This window comes from Lelliottia nimipressuralis, from assembly GCF_004115925.1.
GTDB classification, from domain to species: Bacteria; Pseudomonadota; Gammaproteobacteria; order Enterobacterales; family Enterobacteriaceae; genus Enterobacter; species Enterobacter nimipressuralis.
The window spans coordinates 1-1,080 of sequence record NZ_SDDX01000053.1 but is presented as its reverse complement, the minus strand read 5'-3'; the positions used below and the strand labels follow the sequence as shown (position 1 = coordinate 1,080).

The following is a 1,080-nucleotide window of genomic DNA, read 5'->3' as shown; positions in this document are numbered from 1 at the left end:
GGCTTCGCCGCTTTGGCTGGATCACTCTGATCGCCGGCACCGTCATCTTCATCGACGCCATGGACGGGTCGCTGTTCTTCCCGATTGAACCTTTCGCCTGCCTGCTATTATTCGAAGGTGCCCTTACATTAATGGTGGCGCACAGCGGCATGGGCGGGCAGCGCATCTTACGCTATGTCAAAGGTGCCACCTTTTCACTCGCCGCGGTCCTGATCCTGGCGGGGAACCACGATGGCGATATTGTACTGGCGATCATCTTCGGCACGCTGTTCTTGCTTGATGGTGCGCTACAAATAGCCTCCGCCCTGGTCGTTCGCTATCAACGCTGGCGCTCAGCCCTGGCAGGCGGGATCGTCGAGATCGCGCTGGCCATCTTCTTCTATCAGCCCTGGCCGTCAAATTATGCCGGCACCGTTCCTTACTGTCTGGGTCTGGGCCTTGCCTTCGCGGGATGGAACATGTTCATCCTCGCCAACCGCGTCAAAGTGGCCGCCGCCAACCCGGGTCTTAAAGGTGAAGAGTATATGGAAGAAGCAGATACGCTCCCGCCCGCCACTGTGGAGTGGGATGGTCCGCCGGAAGATGACGAAAAAGCGCTGACGGTTCACGTCTGGACTCCCGTAGGTTCCGCGCCCGGCGAAACCATCCCCCGCCCGGTCATCAACCGCTATATCGCCGCCGTGGATCAAAACGGCATTATCTCCACCGGCCACGCTGCGCTGGAATCTCCTGGCGGGATCTATATCAGTCTGTACCCTGCGGAACTCATCGACCGTTCACCGGATGCCTTCGCCCGACTGTTGCGGGCGACGCCGGAGAATAATGTGCAAGGGCTGTTCCAGCCCGACTATGCAACAGAGTCAGCGCAATGGTGTCCCTCCACGCGAAAAGTACGCATCCGCAATTACAGTGAAACCCGCCTGAGCGCCTTCTGGGAAAACTACCGTCAGAATGAATCCTACAATTTGACCCACCGTAACTGCTCCAGCAGCGTGGCACGAGCGCTGGAAGCCGCGCTGGAGGGATCCGTCGGTAGACTCTGGCAAACGCGCGGGTTCTGGCTGGCGATTGGAAAGCTGA

General features: G+C 59.1%; 1 protein-coding gene. It reads left to right on the top strand.

Annotation, left to right across the window (positions count from 1 at the left end):
* A partial coding sequence (locus ETG88_RS22140) for an HdeD family acid-resistance protein (protein WP_129036426.1) occupies positions 1–1,080 on the top strand: 1,080 nt, incomplete at both ends.